The organism is Nocardia vermiculata NBRC 100427, assembly GCF_001613265.1.
Taxonomy (GTDB): domain Bacteria; phylum Actinomycetota; class Actinomycetes; order Mycobacteriales; family Mycobacteriaceae; genus Nocardia; species Nocardia vermiculata.
On the sequence record NZ_BDCA01000001.1, the window covers coordinates 492,129 to 516,509 of the forward strand.

Annotated in this window: 24 protein-coding genes and 1 riboswitch; of the genes, 7 read left to right on the plus strand and 17 right to left on the minus strand. The window is 67.2% G+C overall.

The window, feature by feature from the left end; all coding sequences use genetic code 11:
- Window positions 1-38 precede the first annotated feature (38 nt).
- From NV2_RS02315 to NV2_RS02330, 4 genes are all read left to right on the plus strand, one after another.
- Complete coding sequence (locus NV2_RS02315) at window positions 39-761, plus strand: TetR/AcrR family transcriptional regulator (protein ID WP_245662398.1); 723 nt, start codon at window positions 39-41, stop codon at window positions 759-761.
- Window positions 762-881: 120 nt separating this feature from the next.
- A complete protein-coding gene (gene cyp51, locus NV2_RS02320) occupies window positions 882-2,237 on the plus strand; it encodes a lanosterol 14-alpha demethylase (protein ID WP_067868390.1) in 1,356 nt (451 codons plus the stop codon).
- 173 nt (window positions 2,238-2,410) lie between these two features.
- A complete protein-coding gene (locus NV2_RS02325; protein ID WP_067868393.1) occupies window positions 2,411-3,217 on the plus strand; it encodes an RNA polymerase sigma factor SigF in 807 nt (268 codons plus the stop codon).
- Between the two features lie 43 nt (window positions 3,218-3,260).
- Entirely contained in the window at window positions 3,261-3,584 is a 324-nt protein-coding gene (locus tag NV2_RS02330; protein WP_067869221.1) for a plasmid stabilization protein, read from the plus strand.
- A 24-nt stretch (window positions 3,585-3,608) separates the two neighbouring features.
- On the opposite strand, the gene NV2_RS02335 is transcribed toward NV2_RS02330, so the two are convergent.
- Window positions 3,609-4,115, minus strand: a complete 507-nt coding sequence (locus NV2_RS02335; RefSeq protein ID WP_067868396.1) for a DUF6328 family protein — start codon at window positions 4,113-4,115, stop codon at window positions 3,609-3,611.
- Between the two features lie 62 nt (window positions 4,116-4,177).
- On the opposite strand from NV2_RS02335, the gene NV2_RS02340 reads away from it, so the two are divergent.
- Window positions 4,178-5,233 carry an AraC family transcriptional regulator gene (locus NV2_RS02340; RefSeq protein ID WP_067868398.1) on the plus strand — a complete coding sequence of 352 codons (1,056 nt, stop codon included), beginning with the start codon at window positions 4,178-4,180 and terminating at the stop codon, window positions 5,231-5,233.
- Between the two features lie 84 nt (window positions 5,234-5,317).
- A complete protein-coding gene (locus NV2_RS02345) occupies window positions 5,318-7,021 on the plus strand; it encodes an FAD-dependent oxidoreductase (RefSeq protein ID WP_067868401.1) in 1,704 nt (567 codons plus the stop codon).
- Between the two features lie 13 nt (window positions 7,022-7,034).
- On the opposite strand, the gene NV2_RS02350 is transcribed toward NV2_RS02345, so the two are convergent.
- The 3 genes from NV2_RS02350 to NV2_RS02360 are packed head-to-tail and all read right to left on the minus strand — an operon-like array spanning window position 7,035 to window position 10,727.
- On the minus strand, window positions 7,035-8,795 hold the full coding sequence (locus NV2_RS02350; RefSeq protein ID WP_067868404.1) for a glycoside hydrolase family 15 protein: 1,761 nt from the start codon (window positions 8,793-8,795) through the stop codon (window positions 7,035-7,037).
- 48 nt (window positions 8,796-8,843) lie between these two features.
- Window positions 8,844-10,376, minus strand: a complete 1,533-nt coding sequence (locus NV2_RS02355; protein ID WP_067868407.1) for a catalase — start codon at window positions 10,374-10,376, stop codon at window positions 8,844-8,846.
- Between the two features lie 33 nt (window positions 10,377-10,409).
- Window positions 10,410-10,727 (minus strand): hypothetical protein, encoded by a 318-nt coding sequence (locus tag NV2_RS02360; protein ID WP_067868410.1) that lies wholly within the window; start codon window positions 10,725-10,727, stop codon window positions 10,410-10,412.
- A gap of 108 nt (window positions 10,728-10,835) precedes the next feature.
- Between NV2_RS02360 and NV2_RS02365 the strand changes: the two genes are divergently transcribed.
- The gene (locus NV2_RS02365; protein ID WP_245662399.1) at window positions 10,836-12,059 is read left to right on the plus strand and encodes a serine hydrolase domain-containing protein; all 1,224 of its coding nucleotides are present in this window, start codon (window positions 10,836-10,838) and stop codon (window positions 12,057-12,059) included.
- A gap of 17 nt (window positions 12,060-12,076) precedes the next feature.
- On the opposite strand, the gene NV2_RS02370 is transcribed toward NV2_RS02365, so the two are convergent.
- From NV2_RS02370 to NV2_RS02420, 13 genes are all read right to left on the minus strand, one after another.
- Window positions 12,077-13,543, minus strand: coding sequence for an ABC transporter ATP-binding protein (locus NV2_RS02370; protein ID WP_067868413.1), 1,467 nt, complete (start codon window positions 13,541-13,543; stop codon window positions 12,077-12,079).
- Window positions 13,540-14,382: an ABC transporter permease gene (locus NV2_RS02375; protein ID WP_245662400.1), complete on the minus strand. Its 843-nt coding sequence runs from the start codon at window positions 14,380-14,382 to the stop codon at window positions 13,540-13,542. Before NV2_RS02375 ends, NV2_RS02370 begins: the two co-directional genes overlap by 4 nt.
- Window positions 14,379-15,386, minus strand: a complete 1,008-nt coding sequence (locus tag NV2_RS02380) for an ABC transporter permease (RefSeq protein ID WP_245662401.1) — start codon at window positions 15,384-15,386, stop codon at window positions 14,379-14,381. The genes NV2_RS02375 and NV2_RS02380 overlap by 4 nt, the downstream gene beginning before the upstream one ends.
- Window positions 15,364-16,131: a class I SAM-dependent methyltransferase gene (locus NV2_RS02385; protein WP_067868415.1), complete on the minus strand. Its 768-nt coding sequence runs from the start codon at window positions 16,129-16,131 to the stop codon at window positions 15,364-15,366. The genes NV2_RS02380 and NV2_RS02385 overlap by 23 nt, the downstream gene beginning before the upstream one ends.
- Window positions 16,128-17,651, minus strand: a complete 1,524-nt coding sequence (locus NV2_RS02390) for an ABC transporter substrate-binding protein (RefSeq protein ID WP_067868417.1) — start codon at window positions 17,649-17,651, stop codon at window positions 16,128-16,130. Before NV2_RS02390 ends, NV2_RS02385 begins: the two co-directional genes overlap by 4 nt.
- A 104-nt stretch (window positions 17,652-17,755) precedes the next feature.
- Window positions 17,756-17,891, minus strand: a riboswitch (cobalamin riboswitch).
- A 2-nt stretch (window positions 17,892-17,893) separates the two neighbouring features.
- Window positions 17,894-19,189, minus strand: a complete 1,296-nt coding sequence (locus NV2_RS02395; RefSeq protein WP_067868420.1) for a hypothetical protein — start codon at window positions 19,187-19,189, stop codon at window positions 17,894-17,896.
- 305 nt (window positions 19,190-19,494) lie between these two features.
- Window positions 19,495-19,653: a hypothetical protein gene (locus NV2_RS31285; RefSeq protein ID WP_157102703.1), complete on the minus strand. Its 159-nt coding sequence runs from the start codon at window positions 19,651-19,653 to the stop codon at window positions 19,495-19,497.
- Between the two features lie 342 nt (window positions 19,654-19,995).
- Complete coding sequence (locus NV2_RS02400; protein WP_373863528.1) at window positions 19,996-20,376, minus strand: DUF5313 family protein; 381 nt, start codon at window positions 20,374-20,376, stop codon at window positions 19,996-19,998.
- On the minus strand, window positions 20,366-20,842 hold the full coding sequence (locus NV2_RS02405) for a MarR family winged helix-turn-helix transcriptional regulator (protein WP_067868426.1): 477 nt from the start codon (window positions 20,840-20,842) through the stop codon (window positions 20,366-20,368). Before NV2_RS02405 ends, NV2_RS02400 begins: the two co-directional genes overlap by 11 nt.
- Window positions 20,843-20,976: 134 nt before the next feature.
- Entirely contained in the window at window positions 20,977-21,126 is a 150-nt protein-coding gene (locus NV2_RS31290; protein ID WP_157102704.1) for a hypothetical protein, read from the minus strand.
- Window positions 21,127-21,232: 106 nt separating this feature from the next.
- A complete protein-coding gene (locus NV2_RS02410; protein ID WP_084473816.1) occupies window positions 21,233-22,165 on the minus strand; it encodes an oxygenase MpaB family protein in 933 nt (310 codons plus the stop codon).
- Between the two features lie 111 nt (window positions 22,166-22,276).
- Window positions 22,277-23,563 carry a TetR/AcrR family transcriptional regulator gene (locus tag NV2_RS02415; RefSeq protein ID WP_245662403.1) on the minus strand — a complete coding sequence of 429 codons (1,287 nt, stop codon included), beginning with the start codon at window positions 23,561-23,563 and terminating at the stop codon, window positions 22,277-22,279.
- 70 nt (window positions 23,564-23,633) lie between these two features.
- On the minus strand, window positions 23,634-24,380 hold the full coding sequence (locus NV2_RS02420) for an Rv1363c family protein (RefSeq protein WP_067868429.1): 747 nt from the start codon (window positions 24,378-24,380) through the stop codon (window positions 23,634-23,636).
- Between the last annotated feature and the right edge of the window lies 1 nt (window position 24,381).

Here is a 24,381-nt window from a genome sequence, read left to right on the forward strand (position 1 = left end):
CGAAGCGATGACCCCGACAGTATTGTTGACATCATGGGATGTCAACAGCAGTCGATGTCAAAAAGGCGAGCCCGGGCACCGCCGGTAGCATCACCGCCATGGCCGAATCGCCGCAGACCTCGAAGACGGGCAGTAGACCGTGGCGCGGTCGCGAACCGGCCGATCGCATCGCCGCGCGCCGCGCGCGGCTGATCCAGGCCTGCTACGAACTCATGGCAGGCGCCGGAGCGGCCGATACGTCGATGCGCGGAGTATGCCGACAGGCAGGACTCACCGAACGTTATTTCTACGAGAGTTTCACCAATCTCGACAGTCTGATGACCACCGTCCTCGAGAACACCGTGCAGCAGTGCCGCGACCGGCTGCTCGCAGCACTGGCCGACGCGCCGGAGGACCGCGATCTCCTGTTCGGTCATGTGGTGCGCGCATTCACCGATTTCCTCCTGGAGGACCCTCGGCGCGGACGCATTCTGTTCGTGGAGTCACTGGCCACCCCCGCGCTGACCCGACGCGGTGGCGAACTCGTCGAATTGATCACCGGGCCGATCGCGGCCGTCATCGCCGCCGACGACACCGACACCCCCGCCCCGGACGACACCGACGCCACCCTCAATGCGATGGCCATCTTCGGCGCCCTCGCCTATTGCTATCGCCCCTATCTGATCGGTGAGATCAGGATCGATCGCACCCGCTTCGACGCCCACGCCGCGTCGATCATCCGGCAGCTCAGCACCGTGCGCTCGGCCACCGCGCTGCGCTGACGCGGCGCCGCTTCCCCGCCCCCGAACCCCGGTCCGACCTTGCCATGCCCATGCTTCCGTAGTACCGTCCAGACACGTGTCCATACGGACGGATGGATCCGGATTGCGGAAGGAAATCTCATGACCTTGGTCAAGCCGCGGCAGGTGTCCGGGGGCGAACACGAGCACGGCCACCTCGAAGAGTTCCGCACCGATCCGATCGCGCTGATGCGGCGGGTACGCGAAGAGTGTGGCGACGTCGGGCAGTTCCGGCTCGCCGACAAGGACGTCATTCTGCTCACCGGAGCCGAGGCCAACGAATTCTTCTTCCGTTCGGCCGACGAGGACCTCGACCAGGGCGCAGCCTACCCGTTCATGAAGCCGATCTTCGGTGACGGCGTGGTGTTCGACGCCAGCCCCGAGCGGCGCAAGGAAATGCTGCACAACCAGGCTCTGCGCGGTGAACACATGCGTGGGCACGCGGAGACGATCGCCCGCGAGGTCGATCGCATCGTCGAGCGATGGGACGACGAGGGCGAGATCGATCTGCTGGAGTTCTTCGCCGAGCTGACGATCTACACCTCTTCGGCCTGCCTGATCGGCAAGAAGTTCCGCGAGGAGCTCGACGACCGGTTCGCCCACCTGTACCACGAACTCGAACAGGGCACCGACGCGCTGTGCTACGTCGACCCCTACGCGCCGATCGAGAGTTTCCGCAAACGCGACGAGGCCCGCGCCCAGCTGGTCGAACTCGTCCAGGACATCATGAACGGCCGCATCGCGAACCCACCACAGGGTAAAGAAGACCGGGACATGCTGGATGTGCTGGTCTCGATTCGCGACGAGCAGGGCGAACTACGGTTCTCCGCCAGCGAGATCACCGGCATCTTCATTTCGATGATGTTCGCCGGCCACCACACCACCTCGGGGACCGCGGCCTGGTCGGTGATCGAACTGCTCCGCAATCCGGACGTGCTGACCGGCGTGGTCACCGAGCTCGACGAGCTCTACACCGACGGCCAGGACGTGAGTTTCCATGCACTGCGCCAGATTCCGCAGCTGGAGGCGGTGCTGAAGGAGACGCTGCGGCTACATCCGCCGCTGATCATCCTGATGCGGATCGCGCGTGGCGAATTCGAGGTGTGCGGCCACCGCATCGAACCCGGCGACATGGTCGCGGCCACCCCCGCGATCTCCAACCGGATCCCGGAGGACTTCCCCGAGCCCGACCGGTTCGACCCGGGCCGCTACATCGACCCCAATCAGGCCGATCTACTGAATCGGTGGACCTGGATTCCGTTCGGTGCCGGCCGGCACCGTTGTGTCGGTGCCGCGTTCGCGCTCATGCAGCTCAAGGCGATCTTCTCGATCCTGTTGCGCGACTGGGAATTCGAGATGGCGCAGCCGTCGGAGAGTTATCGTAATGATCACTCCAAAATGGTGGTGCAGTTGCAGCAGCCGTGTACAGTGCGCTACCGCCGCCGCACCCGGGGGTGAGCCGTTGAGCCGAATCGGCCTCGTTCGCGGATAAAATCTCGTTTCGGCGCATGCCCTGGTCATCACCGATCATTCGGTGAATAATCGGGTCGTGCGCTGATTCGCGTCTTTTGAGGATCGCACCATTGGGTACCCCGACATCGTCGGATTCAATTGGAAGCGAGGCGTCTCGAATGACATCTGAACCGATCACCCGTCGCAACGAACGTGCCCCCCGGCACGGGATCAACAGTTACGACAACATCGAACCCTGGTTCGACAAACTCGCTGCCCTCGGCGAAGATGATCCGCATCGTGACCCGATTCGGTCCGAGATTATCGAACTGTGCCTGCCGCTGGCCGAACATATTGCCCGCAAATTCGCGGGACGCGGCGAGAATTTCGACGACCTGCACCAGGTGGCCCGACTGGGCCTCGTCCTCGCGGTCGACCGTTACGATCCCGCCCGTGGTAATTCCTTCCTCTCCTTCGCGGTCCCGACCGTGATGGGTGAGGTCCGCCGGCACTTCCGCGACTACACCTGGTCGACCCGGGTGCCGCGCGCGGTCAAGGAGCTGTGGCTGCGGGTCGGCCCGACCACCGAACAGCTGGCCCACGAGCTCGGCCGGATGCCTACCGCCCGCGAACTGTCGAAGGCCCTGGAGGTCGAAGACGCGCAGGTCGTGCAGGCCATGCTGGCCGGAAATGCGTACCAGCCGAATTCGATCGATGCGGTCGCCGATCCCGACGACAGTGCGATGCTGGACAAACTCGGCACCGAGGAGCAGTGCTACGAACTGACCGAGGAGGCCATGGCGGTACGCCCGCTCATCGATGCGCTTCCTCCGCGGGAACGCACCATACTCGTGATGCGTTTCTTCGAATCCAAGACGCAGAATCAGATCGCGGACAAGCTGCACATTTCCCAGATGCACGTATCGCGAATTCTGTCGCGCACGTTGAAGGGCCTTCGCCAGGACGCCCTTTGCGAAGCCGCATAGTACCGACGGATCGAATTTCTACCACTCCGAGGTGAAAAACATCATGCCCAAGTCGTGGACCCGGAAAGAGGAACGTCAGTATCAACATGTGAAATCGTCGGCCGAGGACCGCGGTGAAGGTTCACGGCGGGCAGAGGAAATCGCGGCGCGCACCGTGAACAAGAATCGCGCACAATCCGGTGAGACCCGCACCGCGAGCCGCACTTCCACCGAGGATATGTCACCACAGCGCCGCGGCGGATTGCGTTCCGGTAAAGGTTCGCAGGGCCCCACTCGCGATCAGCTGTACAACGAGGCCCGGCAGCGCAACATCAAGGGCCGGTCCAAGATGACCAAGAAGCAACTGTCCAACGCCCTCGGCAGGTGAGCCGGACAAGGCCGGCACCATCGCTCAGGGCAGGTCGGACCGGCGGCGCTCACGCCACGGCAGCACCAGCCAGACCCCGAGAAACAACAGCGCACTGCAGCAACCGACGACCGTCGCGGCCACCGCACCCGCGACGGTCACGAAGATCAGGACCGCCACCCCGGTGAGGGCGAATCCGAGCAGGGCCAGCCCGATCAGTGCGAAGGTGTGCGCGTTGCGCACGACCGTGGCGAGCCGGTGGCGGCGAAACAGAATCCGATGTGCCGCCACCGGCGCGACGAGGAACACGGTCGCAGCGATGGACGAGCTCACCACCGCCAAGTAGAGGCCCCGCATCGGGGTGGACACGGTGTCGAAGCGGGACTGGAACGGCAGGGTGAGTAGGAAGCCGGTGAGCAGCTGCACCCCGGTCTGCACCACTCGCAACTCCTGGAACAGGGCAGCCAGATTACGGTCCAGCTGCTGTGTCTCGGTTTCCCCTCGGGCCCGAAGGTTCCAGTCGGCCCCGCCCGTGGGCTGCGCCTGCTCCATCGACCAACCCTATCTCCGCCCGGCCTGCACAGTTCATCAATAGTTCCGGCCATAATGGTGGTATGCACACCGTCGAGTCGCCCGAGGTCCGCACCTGGAACTTCGCTCGTGGAATCGCCAGCGTCACCGTCATGACGGAATTCGCGGCCGAACGCGGGATACCGGCGGAGCGGCTGTTATCGGGTTCCGGCATCGCGCCGGCCGCCCTGGCCGACCCGGCCGCCCAGATTCCCGCCGAGGCCGAACTGAGGGTGGTACGCAATCTGGTCGCCGAACTCGGCGATGTCCCTGGGCTCGGCATCGAGGTCGGGCGCCGGTACCGGTTGAGCACCTTCGGCATCTTCGGTTTCGCCTGTGTCACGAGCCCCACGCTGCGTGAGGCGATCTCATTGGCGCTGCGCTACTACCGGCTCGGATTCGCCTTCTGCACCCCGATCGTCGAGTACCGCAACGACGATGTGGTGGCCTGGATCCACCACGAACTCATTCCGGCCGACGTCCAGCAGTTTCTCGTCGAACGCGACATCGTCGCGATGCACCGGGTGATGGGCGATCTACTCGGGCACGACTTCGCCTTCGCCCGTATCGAATTCGGCTATCCGGCGCCGCGCTACGCCGACCGGATCCGCGGCGTTCTGGGTGCCGAACCGGCGTACGGACGCCCACACACCATGTTCACGGTCGCGCCCCAGATCCTGGCGCAACCACTGCCGCAGGCCAATCAGCAGACCTGGGCGGTCTGTATCGCGCAGTGCCGGGACCTGGTGCAGCGACGCAGCGCTCGCACCGGCATCGCGGCGGAGGTTCGCGAGCGACTGCTGCCGGGCAGCGGGGCCACCGGCATCACCACCCCGCCGCCGATCGAGGTGGTGGCCCGCGACCTCACCATGAGCGTGCGCACCCTGCGACGCCGCCTCACCGACGCCGGGACCAGCTATCGAGCCCTACTCGACGAGGTGCGCCGCGCACTGGCCCAGGAAATGCTGTCCGGTACCCCGCTCACGATCGACGACATCGCCATCCGGCTGGGTTACGCCGAGGCGACGCCGTTCATCCATGCCTTCAAACGTTGGACGGGCACGACCCCCGCGGCATACCGACGTGACCGAAACTATTGATTTCTTGGCCGTCGCTCTTTGAGGTCCGCCGCGAGCCGCTCCTAGGCTACGAAGAGCGGATCGTGACGAGGAAAGGCGCCGACGATGGGGTTCGACTACGACGTGGTGGTGATCGGGTCGGGATTCGGTGGCAGCGTCAGCGCGTTGCGCCTGACCGAGAAGGGCTACCGCGTCGGCGTCCTGGAGGCCGGACGCCGTTTCGCCGATCACGAGTTCGCGAAAAACTCCTGGCGCGCCCGCCAGTTCCTGTGGGCGCCCAAGCTGGGCTGCTTCGGAATCCAGCGGCTGACCCTGCTGAAGGACACCTTCATCATGAGTGGTTCCGGCGTCGGCGGCGGTTCCCTGGTCTACGCAAATACGCTCTACGAACCGCCGGCCAAGTTCTACGCCGATCCGCAGTGGGCCCACATCACCGATTGGGGTCAGGAACTGGCGCCCCACTACGACCAGGCCAAACGCATGCTGGGCGTCACCGACAATCCGGCCACGACGGCGTCGGACCGGGTCCTGCGCGAGGTGGCCGACGAGATGGGGGTCGGCGACTCCTATCGCGCCACCCCCGTCGGAGTCCTGTTCGGCGGGAAGGGAACCAGGGCCGGACAAGAGGTGGCCGATCCGTTCTTCGGCGGCACCGGCCCGACACGTCGGACCTGCACCCACTGCGGCGAATGTATGACCGGATGCCGGCACAACGCGAAGAACACGCTGGTCAAAAACTATCTGTATCTGGCCGAAAAGGCCGGCGCCACCGTGCACGAGCGGACCACCGTCGTCGACGTGGTGCCGCTGGCAGCGGGCGGATACCGGGTCGACACCGTGCGCACCGGGCGGTGGATCCGGACCTCCCGGCGCAGCTTCACCGCCGAGCAGGTGATCTTCGCCGCCGCCGCGCTGGGCACCCAACGCCTGCTGCACCGGTTGCGTGACCGCGGTTCGCTACCGCACATCTCGCCGCGTCTGGGCTACCTGTCGCGCACCAATTCCGAAGAGCTGATGGCGATTCGCAGCCGCCGCCGGGATACCGATTTCACCAAGGGCGTGGCCATCACCTCGTCGCTGCATCCCGATGCCGACACCCATGTGGAGCCGGTGCGCTACGGCAAAGGCAGCAATGTGCTGTCGCTGATGACGACGGTGATGTACGACGAGGACGGCACCACCGCACCGCTGCGGCTGTGGGCGCGGGCGAACTGGCGGCACCGTCGCGACCTGCACCGGGTGCACAACCCGCGACACTGGTCGGAACGGATGGTCGGCCTGCTGGTGATGCAGTCGCTGGACAATTCGCTGACCACCTTCACCGAGCGCAGCCTGTTCGGTCGCCGCCGGATGACCACGAAACAAGGTGAAGGGCAACCGAATCCGACCACGATCCCGGCCGGGCACGAGGTAGCCCACCGGGTGGCCGACAAGATCGACGGCGTGGCGACCACCGGATTCACCACACTGTTCGGCGTCCCGATGACCGGCCATTTCATCGGCGGCTGCGCCATCGGCGACTCCCCCGAAACCGGTGTGATCGATGGGTATCAGCGCATGTACGGCCATCCCGGTCTGCACGTGATCGACGGATCGGCGATATCGGCGAATCTCGGCGTGAATCCGTCACTGACCATCACCGCCCAGGCCGAGCGCGCCGTCGCACTGTGGCCCAACAAGGGTGCGGCCGATGCCCGACCGGCCCTCGGCACGGCCTACCGGCGGCTGGCGCCGATCGCCCCCGAGGCGCCGGTGGTACCGGCCGACGCACCGGCCGCGCTGCGGTTGCCCATCGTCGGTATCAGCTGAGCGGGGCGCCGGGTCAGGTCCGCGTTCGGGGCAGCTGCACCGACGACTCGAGCAAGGCCGCGTGCACGAACGCCTGCGGCAGATTGCCGCGCAGCTGGCGCTGAGTGACGTCGTATTCCTCGGCGAACAGACCGGGAGTCCCGCACGCGGCACGGTTGCGTTCGAAATACCGCATCGCAGTGAGCGGCTGCCCGAGCTGGTGCGCGGCAGTCGCCATGGTGAACCCGCACAGCAGAAATGCGCCTTCGCTCACCTCGAGCGGGCGGTCGTCGTGACGGTAGCGATACACGAAGTGATCGGTGGACAGCTCGTCACGCACCGCGCCGAAGGTCGCCGCATACCGCGGATCGTCGGCCGGCACGGCGCCGCGAATCATCGCCAGCATCAGCGATGCGTCGACCCCGGCCAGGTCCGGTGCGCGTTGCCAGCGTCCACTCGAATGCAGGCCGACCCGCGAGGAGTCGGCGAGCAAACGGTCGGCCAGTGCACTGCAGGCCGCGGTGTCGGCACCGGTCGCCGGCGACGCGGCGACCGCGCGCAGGCCCGCTGCGCAGATCAGGCGAGAATGCGTCCAGCGCCGGTTGTCGAGCTCCCAGATGCCGGCTTCCGGACGGTGATGGTTCTCGGCGATCGCAGCCACCGCGAGCGCGATCGCGCGCCGCTGATCGTTGTCGAGACGATCGTGGCGCGCCGCGGCGGCGAACAACAACAGCAGCTCACCGAAGGTGTCCAGCTGAAATTGGCCGTACACGCGGTTGCCGGTGACCGGTTGTGCACCCGGATATCCGGGCAGATCGACCGGCCGCACCGGCGGTAGCCCGGCGCCGTTCACCGTGTAGGCAGGTGACAGCTCCGGCCCGTCGGCGAGGATACGCGCGGTCGCGAACCGGATCGCGTCGTCGAGCAGCGGGTGCCCTCCGGCGGCTGCCGCGACCGCCTGCCCGGCCAGACATTGATCGCGGAGCCAGACGTATCGGTAGTCGTAGTTCTCGTTCCGATCGGCTCGTTCCGGCAGGCTGGTGGTCGCCGCCGCCACCATGCCGCCGGAATCGGCGGTCATTCCGCGCAATACGGCCAGGGCATGGGCCGCATCGCGCGGAGCGATACTGTCGCCGATGTCGAGACGCTCGCTCGCCCAGGCATTTTCGGTCGCCGACCAGCAGATATCCGGATCCGGTAGTTGGTCGGGCAGGCCGTGATCGGACAGCTCCAGGATCAGGTCGCGGTGTTCTCCTTCCGGGACACGGAGGTGGGCGGTCCAGCCCTGCTCGGTCCCTTCTCCGGTGATCCGGGCTGTGGGCGCTCCGCTCCAGCGCACCCGGATCGCGCCCGCCCGCGCGGACCAGATCCCCTGGTCGAGGCTCTGTGCACGGATCGGATGCTGCCCGAAGCCGGCCACCGGCCGCAGCAGGATGTCGACCTCCGCATCCCCGTATTCGGCGACGATGCGCCGCAGCAGAATCGCGCGGTGCCGATCGCCCGGAAAGACCAGTGCCTCCCGGCATTCGATCACCGCCCGTCCGGCCACCCAGCGCGAGCGCCAGATCAACGTGTTGTTCTCGTAGTACCCACCCCAGACGAACGGGTCGGAGGGGGTGATCGCGTACATCCCCGAGCCGCCGAGCAACGTCGCGAAGACGGCGTCGTCGTCCCAACCGGGCAAGCACATCCACGAGATGTCACCGCGCGGGCCGATCAGGGCACCGCGCCGGCCATCGGCGATGAAGGCGTATTCACGAAGAACATGCGGGGCGGCGGCGGAATTCGCGATCATGCTCGCGCAGTACCACGAGCGTGCACCGCTAACCGCCCCGCGTCCCGGCTACGCCTTCTTCTGGGCGGAAGAACGGCCCGGATTGTCCTGCCCGGCAGCCTTCGGATCCTTGACACCCTGCTGCTGTTTCTCCCGGACCCCGGCCTCGACCCGCGCGCCGAGATCGGCATCGACATTGCGCCAGTACTCGAATGCTCGGGTCAGCACCGGCTCACTCACATTGTTGAGCAGATGCCCGACGATGTTGTACACCAGCCGTTCCCGGGCCGCATCGTCGAGTACGTCACGGACCATGGTGCCTGCCTGACCCCAATCGTCGTCGTCGCGGCGCAACGTGTACGCCGCACGCACCATCTCGCCGTCGGTGTACCAGCCCGCCAGCGGCCCGGCCCGGTCCGGCTCGGCGTGCGGGCCGCCCTTCGAATTCGGCACGTACACCGGATCGCCCGGATTGTGATGGCGCATGTGGCCATCCTTGGTGTACGAATGCCGCGGTGATTCGGGCGCATTGACCGGCAGTTCCTTGTAATTGGCCCCGATCCGGTAGCGATGTGCGTCCGGGTACGAGAACCAGCGTCCCAGCAACATCTTGTCCGGGCTCGGGCCGGTACCGGGTACCGAATTGCTCGGTTCGAAGGCGGCCTGCTCGATCTCGGTATGGTAATCGGCGGGGTTGCGGTTCAACGTCATCCGGCCCACCTCGTAGAGCGGGTAGTCACCGTGTGGCCACACCTTGGTCAGATCGAACGGGTTGAATCGGTAGGTCTTGGCGGCCTCGAAGGGCATGATCTGCACCTTCAACGTCCAGCTCGGGTGCTCGCCCCGGTCGATCGCCTCCCACAGGTCACGGGTGTGATAGTCGGTGTCCATCGAGGCCATCTGGTCGCCCTCGTCCTGGGTGAAGAACTCCACCCCCTGGTCGGTGATGAAGTGGTATTTCACCCAGTGCTTCTCGCCCTCGGCGTTGATCCACATGTAGGTGTGGCTGGAGTAGCCGTTCATGTGCCGCCAACTGCGGGGGATCCCGCGGTCACCCATCAGCCAGGTGACCTGATGCGCCGATTCCGGTGACAGGGTCCAGAAGTCCCACTGCATATCGTGATCGCGAAGGTTGTTGTCCGCGCGGCGTTTCTGCGAGCGGATGAAGTCCTGGAACTTCATCGGGTCGCGCATGAAGAAGATCGGCGTGTTGTTACCGACCAGATCGAAGTTGCCGTCCTCGGTGTAGAACTTCAGCGCGAAGCCGCGCGGATCACGCCAGGTGTCCGGGCTGCCGCGTTCTCCGGCCACCGTGGAGAAGCGGGCCAGCATGGGCGTCTTCTTACCGGGCTGGAACAGCTTCGCACAGGTGTAGGGGCTCATGTCCTGGGTGGTTTCGAAGACCCCGAATGCGCCGCCGCCCTTGGCGTGTGGCTGTCGCTCGGGCACGCGCTCACGGTTGAACGCCGCCATCTTCTCGATGAGATAGGCGTCCTGCAGCAGAATCGGGCCGTCCGGGCCTACCGTCAGCGACTCCTGGTCGCTGGGGACCGGAATTCCCGCGTCGTCGGTGGTGAAGCTGCCGTGTGTCGGGTCGACCATCTCTCTCCTCTCCTACCGTCGATCGTGCGTGGGTCAGTGGCCCTGCCGCTGTGGTGGCTCCCACTGATCCCGGGCACTGGTGCGCTTGCTCTCGAGCGCGATCCAGGTGATCCCACCGATCAAGCAGGCCGCGCAGACGATGCCCGCCACGATCGCCCATCCGGCGAAGCCGTAGCCGGCCGCGGTGAGCGCCAGCGCCAGCGCCACCGCCCCCAAACCACACAGCACGATGCCGGGGATGTTGTAGGCATCCTCGATCCCCTCGCCCGCATGTTTGCGTGGGCTGCGTAACAGTTGCCGCCGCCGGCTCCGCTGCGCCGCGGTCTCCCGAGTCGGTTGCGATCCAGCCATCAGGCACCTCCGTTTCGGCGGATGCGGCCACACGTGTGCTGTCGTGGGCCGTACTACCCGGGATCGGCGGTTCGAATCAGGCGAGTTTCGCCGCACTATGCTGGCGGCGTGGACCTGGTGTGCGTACCCGCCGACCCGGATGCCGTGACCGCGGTCGGGCCGGAGGACGATCCCACGACGGTGGGACTGACCCGTGGCGATGTCGAGCAGATCTGGGCCTCGGTGCTGGACTGGTATCGCCTGGGGACCACCCCGGCGATCCAGATCTGCCTGCGCCGGCACGGTGCCCTCGTCCTGAACCGGGCGATCGGTCACACGCGCGGGAACGCGCCGGCCGAGGCGCCGGATGCGGTGGTCGAGCCGATCACGGTCGATTCCCCGTTCTGCGGGTTCTCCACCGCCAAAGGTGTCACCGCAACGGTGATCTCCATGCTGATCGAACAGGGTGTCTTCGCCGCCGCGGATCGGGTGTGCGATTACATCCCGGAATTCGCCGCGCACGGCAAGGGTCGGATCACAATCGCCGATGTGCTCACCCATTCGGCGGGGGTGCCGTTCATGCCGGCCGGCTACCGCGGCTTCGACGCCGTCGTGGACGAGGAGGTGGCGCGGCGGGCACTGATCGAGTTGCGCCCCAGTTGGGCACCGGGTCGCTTCCGCGTCTACCACGCCCTGACCAGCGGGCTGATCCTGCGGTCGCTGGTGCAGCGGGCGACGGGTCTGCGGGTCCGCGACCACCTGGCCGCTCGGATTCTGGATCCGCTCGGATTCCGCTGGACCACGCTGGGCGTCGCCCCCGAGGACGTGGATCTGGTGGTTCCCAGCGTGCGCACCGGCCCGCGGCCGTCGCGGGCCTGGTCGATGGTGGCCGGGAAGGCACTCGGCGGCGGCATGTCCTCGATGCCGGAATCGGCGACGCGCTCGTTCCTGACCGCGGAACTACCCTCCGGAAATCTGGTCACGACCGCATCCGAACTGTCGCGTTTCTACGAAATCCTCACCCGCGGAGGTGAGCTCGACGGAGTGCGGGTGTTGTCGCCGGAAACCGTCCGCTGGGCGATCGGGCCGGCGCCCCGCATCCCGGGCATCGCCGGCCGGGTGAGTCGCGCCGGATTCGAACTGGGCGCCCGGCGCTCCAAGTTCGGCGCCGATACCGGCCATCACTTCGGCCGCAGCGGCCTGACCACCCAGTACGGCTGGGCCGATCCGGACCGCGGACTCGCCGGAGCAATCCTGACCAGTGGAAAAGCCACCACCGACACCGACCGCCCGACCCAGCTGTGCGCCCTGATCTCGGCCCTCATGCCCCGCACCGGAGCAGCCTGGATCTGACGCTCCCGCCGTGGTGCTCAGTCACGATCGAGGTCATCGGCATGCAGCAGCACGCGCAGCGCCGATGTAGCCGGGTCGTCCACCAGCTGCTGCGCCGTGCCTTGTTCGGTGATACGGCCGGAGTCCACCACTGCCAATCGATCGGCTCGGTGCACCGCGGTGCGAATATCGTGGCTTATCCACAGCACGGCCGTACCCCGGCCGTGGCAGCGATCCTCGACCACAGCGAGGATTCGCTGTGCCAGCCGGTGATCCAGCGCAGTGGTGACTTCGTCGCAGATCAGTGCCCGGGGTTCGGCGGTGAGCGCCCGCGCGAGGGCCGCTCGCTGCAGCTGGCCGCCGGACAGATTCGGCGGGTACCGGCGGGCCTGCTCGACGTCGATCTCCAGTTCCGCCAGTACCGCCACAGCGGTGGCGTACGCCTCGGTGCGCGTGTGCCCGCGCAGCCGCAGCGCGGTCGCCGCGACCTGGTCCAGTACCGTTCGCCGCGGATCGAACGATCCCGCCGATTCCTGCCAGACGTACTGCACCGCGGCGATATCGGCACGAGAACGCTTACGCAGCACCGGAAGCGGCGCACCGTCCAACTCCACCCGCCCGGCTCCGGGAGCATCGAGTCCGGCGAGGACTCGGGCGATGGTGGACTTACCCGCGCCCGACACCCCGACCATTGCCAGCAGTTCTCCCGCGCCGAGTTCGAGGTCCACATTCCGCAGGATCGGCGTATTCCGCCGGGTCACCGAGATATCGCGCAGGCACAGGACAGGCCGCTGCGGTACCGGCCGGGAGGGTGCCGGGCCGTCCGGTCCGGGCGCCGGGAGCCCGCCGGATCGCACGCGCCCACGCTCCACCCTCAGGACGCGGCCACCGAGCCGGCGCACAGCCACGCGGTCATGGGTCACCAGTACGACCGCAGTGCCGTTGCGGCGCAACAGATCCAGACTGTCCAGCAGTTTCGCACGGGCGGGCGGGTCCAGCCCCACGGTCGGCTCGTCGACGATCAGCACCTGGGGGTCGGATGCCAGCACCTGGGCAAGTGCCAGGCGAGCCCGCTCACCGCCGGAGAATTCGACCGGAAACCGCCGCAGCAGCCGGCCGAGATCGGCGCCGTCGATATCGAAGGCCGCCGCCGACAGGGCCTGCGCTACCAGGACCCGACGGGCACCGCGGCCGAGCCGGTGCCCACCGGGACGAACATGAATACCGGCGTATTCGCCCAGTGCGGCGCCGATCCGCCGGGCCGGATTCAGCGTCGCGGCGGCATGCTGAGGCAGATAACCGACTCGCGCGCCCGAAAGCCGGATCTGTCCGTCCACCACCACTCCCGGCCTGCGCACCCCGGCGATCGCGGCCGCGATCGTCGTCTTACCCGCACCCGACGGGCCGAACAAGGTCACCGCCTCGCCCGCGGCCACATCCAGGCACACATCGTCCACCAGCACCGTGCTCCCGGCACGCACGCGCAGTCCGCGCACCGAAATCATCGGCTCCCCCGTCGTCGCGTACCCGCCCGCGCGAGATCCCGGGCGGCCACGGCGGCCGGGTCGGCGAGCAGTTCGTCGCAGAGCAGGTTGACGCCCACAGCCAGCAGCACGATCAAGGTGGCCGGTAACGCGACCGACCACGGCGCCACGGTGAGCGCGTCCTTGTTGGCGGCCACCGATACCGCCCAGTCGGTCGAACTCGTATCGAACCCGAGTCCGAGGAAGTTGGCGGAGGCGAGGAAGTACATCGCCGCGGTGAATCGGACACCCACATCCGCGGCCAGCGGGCGGGCCAGTGCACGGGCGGCGTACCCGCCGTAGCGATATCCGCGGCTCTCCCCTTGCATGCGCAGCGCATCCATCACGGGACCGCGCACCACGCCATCCGCCGCCATTCGGACGAATCGAGCGATCGGGGCGATCAGGGCGACACCGATCGCGATCGAGATCGCCACGGCCGACCCCTGCGAGCGCATCGCGGCCACCATCACGATCAACAACGACGGCAGGCACAGCAAGACATCGATCGGGCGCATCAGCAGCTCCTCGATCCAGCCCCGCGGGGCAGCCGCGGCGGCGACTCCGATCGTGAAGCCGACCAGGTACGCGCCCAGGACCGTGACAGCCGCGACCAGTAGGAATCCACGACCACCGGTGAGTGCGGCGGCGAGCACGTCCCGGCCGAAACGATCGGTGCCGAACGGAGACCACGACGACGGCCCGAACGGAACCTGTCGCTCACGCGGCGCCGAGACCGCGAACCACGGGCCGGCGATCGCGATCAGCAGCGGCACCGTCACGGCGAGCGACGCCGTCCACAGCCGGGCCCGTCGCATCATCTCCCCTCCGCCCGCGGCGTGAGGCGACGGCCGATCAGATCGATCACCAGGTTGATCGCGATGGCGCACACTCCGGTGACGGCTACGATGGCCAGGATCACCGGGTCGTCACGATTGCCGATGGCTCCGATCAGCTCCGAGGCGATTCCCGGCATCACGAAGACCGCCTCCACGATCAGCACTCCGGACAGCAACCCGTCGCCGGTGCGGCCGAGTTCCTGGATTGCGGGCCCCAGCGCATTCGGCGCGATATGGCGCAGCAGCACCGATATCCGACCGGCACCCAGCCGCCGGGCCTGCTCGATATAGGGCTGCGCACAGACGTCGATCACACCGGCCCGCACCAACCGCACCAGCGGCGCACCGACCCGCACCACCATCACCAGCAGCGGTAGCACCAGATATTCCGGACGGCTGAGAACGGTGTCGGTGTCGACCCCGAGAAAGGTGGCCGGGAACAGCTGCAGGCGCACGGCCACATAGGTCACCAGCAACACCGCGAGCACGAAATCCGGAATGGAGTCGAGGCCGATACTCGCCGTCGTGATCAGCCGATCGCGCCGTGAACCGGGTCGCAGCCCCGCGGCGAATCCCACCGCGCCGGCCACGGGCACGAGCACCACCAGTGTGAGCGCAGCCATCGCCCCGGTGACCAGGAACGGTTCGGCGATCAACGTGGTCACGCGCTCGCCACCGGCATACGAGGTACCCAGGTCGCCGGTGAGCGCATGCGCCAGCCAGTCGAGGAAGCGCCGCACCGGCGAAACGTCGAGCCCCATCAATTCGCGGGCGGCCTGCTGCTGGCTCGCGCCCAGCATATCGTTGCTCTGCACGTCGGCCGCGTCGCCGGGCAGCAGTAACGACAACACGAAGACCACGACCAGAAGTACGAACAGCTGCCCGGCGACGATCGCCGTGCGACGCAGTGCGCTTCGCCACCATCGCGGCGGTGTCGTCGGCACCCAGCGCGGCAGGGCGCGCTCAGCGGACAGCGACCACGACACGGTCGTCGCCGTACTGCCAGACGATGCCGGATTCGGCGAAGCCCGCCGCACGTGCGAAGTTCACGTAGTCGTGCGCGGTGGGCCGATCGTGCACTGTGTGCTCGAATCCGCCGGCCCGCCGCCGCACCAGTTCCGCCAGTTCGGGCGCGGCATCGACAGCCGCCCACCAGGCCGACCAGTCCTCGGCTGCCGCCGTGCCCTGGCGCTGCGCCCGGCGGGCGGTGAGGGCCCGGCCCAGCGTATCCAGCCGCGGCCCGGCCGGGCCCTCGTACAGATGATCACCGTCGACGAACACACCACCGGCGGGCAGCGCGCCGGCACAGACGGTGATGAGTTCCCGCAGTGGTTCCCGGTTCATCCAATGCAGGGCCGTAGTGCTGACGAAGGCGTCGGGGGCCCGGTCCAGCGCCAGGGCGTCGAGCCAATCCGCAGTGCGCAGGTCCGCGTCGACGGTGCGGAAACGGTCCGAGCCCAGGGTCAGCTCGGCCAGCGCCAGCAGCAGCGGATCGGCGTCCACACCGACGATCCGCGCCTGCGGCAGCCGCTGCAGGATGCGCTGCGCGAGGGTGCCGGGCCCGACCCCGAGGTCGACGATCAACGGGTCCGGGCGGTCGAGGAGTTCGTCCAGGACATCGCCGATCACCTCGAAGCGCTGCTCCCGATCGGGCATGTAGTGCTCCTGCTGCCGATCCCAGCGCTGCACCCAGTAGTGTGCCCGCTCGGGTGACAAGCCCACCGCGGTCATCGCGCCGACACCTTGTCGAAACGGGCCCACCGATGCGAATTGGGGACCGCGGCCGGTACGTTCGTGTATTCGTTGCGGGCCGCACGATTCCAGTGGGCATTGCCGTAGAACACGAAACCTCCTCTGTCGTATTGAATCTCGTGCATGGTGCGATAAACCGCCGCGCGCCCTTCGACCGAGGGCGTCGCCTGCGCCCGCGCGTAGAGCGCATCGAACTCGGGATCGGAGAACTTCGTGCGGTTCTGCGGTGATCCGGTCAGCAACCGCGACGCGAAGTGATTGGGGATCGCCAGCGGACCGGACTGCCCCATCGTGAGCTGACCGGTTTCCAGCGCGTCGGTGTAGTAGCTGTCCTTGGAACCGACCACGACGTTCACCCGCACTCCGCAGGCCGCGGCGTGCTCGGCGAAAAGCCGCGCCGCTTCGATGAAGCCGTGTCCTACCTGCGCGGTGAACAGATCGAAACTCAGATCCCGGACGCCTGCCGCGCGCAGCAGACGACCCACCAGATCCGGATCGTATTCGTGCTGCGGGAGCTCGGCGTAATACTGACATCCCTTGCCGAACACGTCGTTGCCGATCTCGCCCTGACCTTCCAGCGCCACCTTGACCAGTTCGGCCCGGTCGACCATGTGCATGACCGCACGGCGCACCACGGGATCGTCGAACGGCGGCCGATCTGTTTTCATCGCGAAGAAGTAGATGCCGCTGTTCGGGACGGACTCCAGCGAGACGCCCGCGCGTCCGCGCAGGGCCCGCGCCGCCGACGGGGTGAGATCCTCCGCGTAGTCGATCTGACCGCTCTGCACCGCCGCGAGCCGCGCATCGGGATCGGCGCCGACGATCCGTAACTCCGACAGCTCTGGCGCACCGTCCCAATAGTGCTCGTTCGCTCGCGCGACGAATTGTCCCCCCGGCTCGAAGGACTCGAAGACGAAGGGGCCCGTGCCCACCGGATGCGCGAAATCGGTGGTGCCGTTGCGGACTATCTTGGTCCCGTATGCCGACAGCGCGGTCAGGAAGTCGTAGGAGGGCTGTTTCAGCGCGATCTCCACCGTATGCGGATCCACCGCCCGGCACAGCGACAGATCGATGTTCGCGAGGGTGGTGGCCGCGATGAACGGGCGGCGTTGCGGCGGCCCGAGCACACGAGCCAACGTGAACAACACGTCGTCGGCGGTGAACGCGGAGCCGTCGTGCCACCGGGCCTCACGCAGCGCGATGCGCCATCGGGTCCCGCCCGCATCGGGCTCTCCGGACAGTGCCAGGCGCGGAACGGGTGTCATGGTGTCGTCGACCTCGAACAGTCCGTCGTAGACCGCCTTCATCCGCACCTCGTCGATGAACAGCGAATTCACACCGGGGTCGATCCCTTCGGCGGCTCCCGACCCCTGCAGGGCCGCGGTGAAGGTCCCGGTATCGCCACCCGCACCACAGGCACTCAACACACCTCCGGCGGCCAGGGCGCTGCCCACCAGGAACGACCGGCGGCTCAGCCGTGGTGAAGCGGTCGGCGACATCTGCGACTCCCATCGCGCTCGGTGATACACGCGACGAGATATGCGAAACGGGCCGCGGCGAGGCGGCTCATTCGGCGCATCGACCAATACCCACGTGATCATGTCCGTTCAACACTGCACCCGCGGGTATCTGGCTTCGGATCGCGCACGATCCTCACAGTTGCGGGACAGCTCCGGACTCGCACCGGTCTTCCCCACGGGCAAGGTCATCCTAACCGTACGGGGACATTCGCACCGTCGGGTCAGCGCGCGGGGCGCAGCCGGCCGACCAGCAGGACGACCAGTGCGCAGCCGAGGGCGATGACGGCCGAGACGATTCCGGGCAGCGCCGAGTTCGTGGTCTCGGCGCTGCGGTACCAGCTCTGGGAGTATTCGACCCGACCGAAATCGTGGCCCTGCAGGGCCACGCCCGCCGAGGGGATGAACAACACCGCGATGCCCACGACCGCACCGGTCGCGTGTGCTCCGACGGCGCAGCCGAGGGTGTAGCCGGCGACCGTCGCGACCACGAGACAGCCGGCGACGGTAATCACCGCGGACGGATCGTCCACCAGTGCCGCGCCCGCCACGCCGACGATCGCCAGCAGCACCGACCCGGCGACCGCCCGCAGCGGCTGCCGATCACGCCATCCCACATACAGCGCGATGCCCGCGATCACGACGATCGGCACGGTGGACCAGCCGGGCCTGGGCACGACGAGCACCGCCGATCCGGCCGTCGCGAATGCGACCATGACCACCACCAGCAGCCCGTCCCGACCGGGCAGCAGCAACGCCGCGACCGTCGTCGCCGCCAGCAGGACCGCGACGGCCGCGACGGCCGTGGTGACCGTGACGCCGTGCGCCAGCCACACCGAGGTACCCAGAATCGTGGTCACGATGACCACCGCCGCCACCACCGGCTTCAACGGCACCACAGTGCTGTCGTCCGGTTCGGTGCCCGGCCCCTGCCGGTACAGCACGGCTGTGAACAGCATCAGGGCGATCGCCGCGACGATCAGCCATACCGGTGGCGCGCCGCGCAGCGCATCGGTACGCCCGTCGGGCGCGGGAGTGAGATCCGCGACGAGGATCGAGGTGAGAGCGCCGAACAGGTAACCGGCAGCCGGGGCCCGGCGCTGCCAGACCGCTGCCGCCAGACAGCCGAGGATCACTCCCGCCAACATCGAGTCGACATAGTTGAGCGTCGACAGCGTGCGTGTCTCCAACCGGACCAGCAGCACATGATTGACCAGCATCGCCGCGGTCGCACAGAAGACTGCGCACCAGGCCAGCCGGTCGTTGCCGATCGCGCACGACACCGATACCGCGATCACCGAGATGAGCGCACCGATGGTCAACGCCAGCGGCATATTGAAGATCAGCAGGTCGACCTGCATGGCAGAACCGGGCGACACCCAGGACCGGCCGATGGGCATCATCATGCCCAGCCCGGCCACCCCCGCGCTCACCGCCGCGGCCGCGGTCTCGGTCACCGCTCGCAGTAACCGGACATCGGCGCTGCCGACGGACAGCCGTGGTGAGGTCACAGCGCTCATACCAGGCTCCGTTCCGCCGCGGGCACGTCGACGCGTGATATCCCCGCCGATTCGATAGCCGAATGATTGCGGTGACGACACTACCCGAGCGGTAAAGACCCCTGAAAGCCAGAAATTGGCAGGTAAAAGGATTGGCCTGTAATTCGACCTATGTTTGCTAACGGTTCGATAGCTGCGGATACCGATTTCGCATCACTATCCGCCACACTTCCGCATTTCCGCAGCTGAGGCCGCAGAACGGAATTATCTCTCCGAAAGCGCCCGTTGCCCGATCGTATCCGGACCGGCTCCGGGCGCAACGGCATTCAGCGCGCGATATCGTCGGCCGGCGCCTCGGCACCCTCGGATCCGGCGGCCACCGGCCCCGCGCTGCGAAACAGGGGACGATGCGCCACCCCGCCCGACGGCACCGGGGTCTCGATCGGGCCCGGACTGTGGCTGAACAGGTTCGGCTGCTCACTCATATCGGATGTCCTTTCCCTGCATACGGTTTCGGCGATCGGATCTACACCGTGGCTGCCATGACGCAGCCGGAACCGGCGGGAATCGAGTAGCGCAGGACCACCGAATGTCCCACGTTCACTGGATTGTCGGTATACGGATCCACCATCGACGCTCCCGTCCGGCCAACGGATCGGCTGAACTCTTCACGTACCCAGCGGCACTCGATCGATCACCGACAAACATCACAATACCTCACGAGCACCGTCTGCGGATGCAGACCGTCTCGTGAGGCACCGCGGAATCGGTTCGGCGGGCAGGGATTCCGCGACCACGCGGGTTTCCGACAGCGCCGAGGCCCGGTTTCAGCCGCGCCCGTAGCGCGCTTGGTAACGCTCTCGTTCGGCGGCAGCGCGCCGGCGTTCGGCGACATCGGCCAGTTCCGGGTCGAGACCGTGCTTGAGCAGACGATGCCGCCGATACACGTAGATCAGGGCCACCGTGAAGTAGACCAGCGGGAGATACAGCAGCGCCATCATCGACAGACCGACCCACAGCGGGCCCGGGACCAGCAGAAACAGACACAACACCGGGATGATCGGCACCAGGAATCGCACCAGGTAGCGGCGGGCCGCACCGGGGCCGGTCAGGTCCTCGAGCACCCACTCGCGCATCGAGGGCGGCAGGGTGGCGCCACAGATATAGCGCACCCGCTGGATCACGTTGGGCTTGTGTTCACTCATCAGTGCCTCCCTGAGTTCCGGCGAGAGCCGCCCGTCGAGCTGCCCGGTTCACGCGGGTCAGCACCTCACGCAACTCCTCCAGATCGGCCAGGCTCACACCGAGCCGCTCGACCACCGCGGGCGGGATCCGCTCGGCGTCGGAGCGCAGCGCGCGGCCCGCCACCGTCAGATCGATCAGCAGCGTGCGCTCGTCGCGGTGATCGCGGTGACGCGTGATCAGACCAGCGGCTTCGAGCCGCTTGAGCAGCGGGGACAACGTCGCGGAATCGAGCTGGACAGCCTCGGCGATAGCCTTCACCGACATCGGCGCCTCCCCCCACAGCGCCAGCATCACCAGATACTGCGGATGGGTGAGCCCCAACGGCTCGAGCAGTGGCCGGTACACGGTCAGCACGGACCGGTTCGCCACAGCGAGCGCGAAACACACCTGCCGATCCAGCCGCAGCGGATCCTCGACCTCGGCCACCATCGGCGACACCTCCTCGTCACCGAAAGATTAGCCCGCTAATAGTTAACGCACAAACCATTAGTGACGGAGGCCACCACCGGGCACGAACACAAGGAGCAGTAACGCCGGTACAGCGCGGGTGACTCGCTCGCTGCTCAGCGGGCGCGGTTGTCGTCCGGATCCGGCGGCGGTGGCGGCAGTGCGCCGCCTTCGTTGGCCCACCGGTCGAGCTGTTTCGGCTCGGGATCGGGTAGCTTGCGCCGCGTCAGGTGCAGCCGATCCATGACGTCTCTCACTCTGCCCATGCCGACACCTGCACCCTTCCGTTCCTGCCGGAAATCGAACCTGTCGCGGAGTGGGCCGCGTTTCCGCAGATGCTACCCGGTGAACGCGGCCCGGGGGCGCACGAGATCAGATGATGGCGTGCTCCTTCTCGAGGCGCTTACGCAGGTCGCGCATCAGCCAGTGGGTCGGCGCGAAGCGAATGAACTTGGGGATGAAGCGGTTCACGAAACCGACGAACAGGAAGAGATTCTCGAACCGCCGCTGATCGGATTCCGACCACTCGATGCTGTACAACTCCCGGAAGTAGGTGCCCAGGAAACCCTTGGTCAGGAACCGCAGCAGTTCACCGAAGACCAGGCGCAGCGGCCAGAAGATCATCCGCAGGTGCAGCAGATCGTCGACATAGGCCTGGACCTTGTCGTCGACCACCGCCAGTTCGGACGCCGCATTCCAGTAGACATCGAACTCGGCGCGGGTGGCCGGCCACATATCTTCGGTGACCTGCAGCGTGGTCGCCAACGTCGACGACGTCTGATAGAACTCCTCGGCCTGTTCGGGACTCATCTTGCCGTGCAGCAACTGGTAGGAGTCCTCGAATCCGATGTAGAGGCAGCACGCCACCCACAACTGCAGATTCCGGTCGAAGGCGTTGTACTTCACCTTCGCACCCGGATCCGAGCGCACCCGCCGGTGCGCGGTGTTGACCGCCTCGCGGAACAGCCGCTTCTCCTCCTCGCTACCGAGGATCGCGACCGCGAGATACTGCGTCGTGGTGCGGGCCCGCTTCCACGGGTGCACCATCAGCGCTCCGGTCTCGACCTTGCTGTCGGCCACGCCGTGACCGACACCGGGACGCGCCATCTGCATCGCCACATTGGCCGCGGCGCCGGCGAACTGCCAGAAATCGAGGGCATCGGTGAGCGACGGCGGGCGTTTGGTCTCGGAGCGATGGGTCGCCGGAATGTGGACCCGCGTGCGTTCCGTGGTCAGTGGCACATCGCCGGCGAAGTCGGCGGCATCGAGGGCCGCGGACTCGGCCCGGGTGGGGTGGGCCGTCATGATCCGGCGCATCCGCTCGGTCCCCTCCTCGTCGGTGCTGGTCGCCAGCTCCGCCTCGGTGGGCACGTAGGACTGCGATGTCGACATGGCCTTTTCCTTTCACATGAGTAGTCAGTCATTCCTGGAGCGTTGGTTCTCCTGCTCCCGCACCGCGAGCCGGCCGAACAGAGTCGCCTCCATCAGCCCGATCACATGCGTACGCGGACAGATCCGCTGGTCGTTACCGAAGAGCCGGCCCAGCCCGACGACCAGCCCGAAACCGGCGTGCACCAGAATCCGGGCCTGCGCTCGCGGCAGGTGCGGGCGCGCATCGACCAGCAACTCCACCCACTCGGCCACCACCAGTCGCTGAATATTGCGCAGGACCTGTTGCTCGTGGGCATCGACGCTGCCGAACTCCGCGAAGTAGACGAAGGTCAGCTCGCGTTCGGCGAACGAACCCTCGACGTAGAGATCGACCAGTCCGGCCAGCGCCCCTTCCGAGGTCGGCGCCGCGTCGACCGCCGGAGCAATCGCGGCGGCCATCCGGTCGGCCACCCGCCGGAACGCCGCGGCCAGCAGCGCATCCTTACTGCGGTAGTAGCGATAGACCGCCGAGGCCGCCGACAGACCGGCCGCCGCCGCGATATCCTCCACACTCACATTGGGATACCCGCGTTCGTGGAAGAGTTCGACCGCCTTGTTCAGCACCACCTGATGTTTGAACGAGTGCGGAACCTCGCCCGGCGCTTCGGGTTCGGGCAGCGGGCTCCGCTGCGGCAGATCGACCCGGACCAGCGACCAGGCCGCCTCCGACAACACCACGGCCAGTGACTTCACCGGCAGATGCGCGTGGTGGTCACCGATGCTGCTGACCACACTGAAGACCGCCACAGCGCGCACCAGAAGTTCCCGCCCGCGCAGCTCGGGGCGCAATTCTCCGATCAGGGCCCGCAACGCCGAGATGGCCGAACCGAACTGCTGGTCGAAGACCTTGCGGTCCTCGGCGTCGAGATAGCGGGCCTCCCACCGGGCCAGCGCCGCGGTCGGCCGGTTCGCGATGGTTTCGGCGATGATTGCGTCGATCACCGTCCGCAGCCGTTCCTCGGCGGGAAGCGCCCGCATCCGCTCCGGCAGGGTCGCCGCGGTCACCGCGGATGCCGACAACCGCAGCAACTCCTCCCGGAACAGCGCGTACTTACTCGGGTAGTGGCGGTAGAGCGCGGCCGAGGAGATCCCCAGCCGGCCCGCGATCTCCTCCATACTCACACCGTGGTAGCCGAGTGAACCGAACGCCGCCGCCGATTCGCTCGCGATCTGGGCCCGGCGGTTCTTCGGCCGCCGACGGATCACCCGCTCCGCATTTCTGGTCGCCGCGGGCAGCGATGTCTTCCCCCGGTCCGCATCTGCACGGCTCACAGTTGTTGTCCATCCTCGAGTTCGAACGGACCGCGCGGCGACACCGGGCTCGGCGGGGGCCGCACGGCGGCTAGGACTGCGGCGGCATCGCCGTCAGCGGGGTGCCGACCTTGTCGACCAGCCAGCGGTCACCCTGCTTCTGCAACCGCATCACCGTCGACAGCTGGCCCGGTTCCGGCTTGCCCGCAGTGCCCAGACTGGTGATGGTCTGCCCGATCACCACGATCGCCTCGGCCGAGTTCTCGTCACCGGATTTGATCGCGCACTGCACCTCGGTCGATTTCGCGACCACCTCTCCCTTGGCCAGCACATCGCTGAGATCCTTGCTGTTGGACTCGAACTGCTTCTTCCACTCCCCGGTGGCGCCGGCGAGCACATCGTGGACGTAGGTGTCGAGATGTTTCGCGTCGTAGGTCGAGACCACCGGCCCGTACGCGCAGGCGGCCTGTCGAGCCTGTGCTTGCGCGGCCAGCACGTCCTCATGGTGCGAGTTCTGCTGATAGAAGTAGATGCTGGTGCCCACGGCAGCGCCGAGTACCACCGCGACGGCGGCGCGCAGGCCGACCGCGACACCCCGCCGGCCGAACACCGAACGCAGCGCCGCCCCGCGCGACATCGACCGGGCCGCTGTGCTTTCGGTATCGGCAACCGCGGGCCCCGGTGTCTCGGCGGGGGCGGGCCGGCCCGCCTCCGCCGCGGATTCGGTCGACTGCGCGGCCGGGGTGTGCACCGCGGCATCGGCGCTGCTGCCCTCGGCCTCGCCTGATCCGGCGGGCTGCTCGCGATCGCCGGTGGCACTCGTCTCGTCGGCGCTCATA